Source organism: Arthrobacter sp. 35/47 (genome assembly GCF_000520475.1).
Taxonomy (GTDB): domain Bacteria; phylum Actinomycetota; class Actinomycetes; order Actinomycetales; family Micrococcaceae; genus Arthrobacter_D; species Arthrobacter_D subterraneus.
The window spans coordinates 20659-21898 of sequence record NZ_KI914608.1 but is presented as its reverse complement, the minus strand read 5'-3'; the positions used below and the strand labels follow the sequence as shown (position 1 = coordinate 21898).

The window sequence follows — 1240 nt, the reverse complement described above, 5'->3', positions numbered from 1 at the left end:
CCGGCGGGTCCGCCCTGGTGATGCAGCCGCCACTGATCGGGCCCGAATCCATGCGCATCATACGAGCTGCGGATAACGTCGAAGATTCCGTCCAGGCGTGCACCGGGGACCGTGGCTGCGAAAATGTCCGCTTCCACGGCGGCGATCCGAGCCTCGGCATCACGCTCGGCCGCTGTCGATCCATCAAACCGCACCCAGCGCGTCACATTGGCAACCATGCCGTTGCGGCGGGCGCAGACCACGGCCATCGCCCGGCGTCCCAGGGGCGCCGACGTCGGCAGCGGATGCCGGAACGCGGAGCGCTCCCGGCCGTTGCAGAGCAGGACCAGCGGCTCCGCACCCAAGGCGATGACCCGCGCGCCCAGCTCGGCCGCCACCTGCCGTTCGGGGGTGTGCGGCCGGGCAGCCGAGAGCACGTCGGTGAGAGCCTCGGCCACCTCACGGTTGAGATCCTCATAGAGCGCAGCCTCAACTGGAAGAAGCGACTGCCGCGCCGCACGAAGCTCCCGCTTCACCTCCGCCTCATCCAACGGCGTGGAGGAGGAGAGCCGGCGCACCACCTCATGCATCGATCCGTGCCAGGGAACAGGATGCACGACGACGTCGGCAGGCAGCTCCTCGCGGATCAGCCGGTCCGCTTCATTGTTGAAAGTGACCAGATGGTCCCGTTCGCGGTCAACCAGCAGTACAGCCACCGGGTCGCCGGCGAGGCTGATGTGGAGTCGGCTTCCGCCCAGATACCAGGTCATCGCCGTGTTGCTGGTGAGCAGCAGGGAATCCCGGCCGGTGCGGTCGAGGATGTCCAGGAGGCGCCTGCGCTTGACGGCGCGCTCGCCGGCGAGGTCCGCGTCGGACCCGGTGGCCGGATCGAGGACGCGGGAGGGGGTGGTGGTCATGGGTGCCTTTCTTCGGCCGCGAGAGTGCGGACGGCGTCGGGAGTCAGAGCGCCGTCGGCAACAAGAACGGTGATGGAGCGGGCCACGGGAGCCTCGCGGGTGGTGAGGGCCGGGCGGTCCCAGGCGAGGGCAAGCCCCACCCCCGGGTAGCCTTCGGCCCGCACAAACCACGGGTCAGCCGCGTTGTCATTGGGCAGGAACAGAAGCGTTGCCGGGCTGCCGCGGAAGGTGCCCTGCCAGCAGAGCCAGTCCGAGACGGTGCCGTGCACGCCCGCTTCACCGGAGGCATCCGCCGTCGTAATTGTGGGGTTTTCGCAGGCGGGGAGGCGCCAGAAGAAACCGCC

General features: G+C 69.2%; 2 protein-coding genes. Both read right to left on the bottom strand.

Annotated features, from left to right (window positions below; translation table 11 throughout):
- Positions 1–896, bottom strand: an 896-nt coding sequence (locus X803_RS19655; protein WP_035778839.1) for a M24 family metallopeptidase, incomplete at its 3' end; no start/stop codon positions are given.
- On the bottom strand, positions 893–1240 hold a 348-nt coding region (locus tag X803_RS19650; RefSeq protein ID WP_035778838.1), incomplete at its 5' end, for a DUF6807 family protein. The genes X803_RS19650 and X803_RS19655, both read right to left, overlap by 4 nt.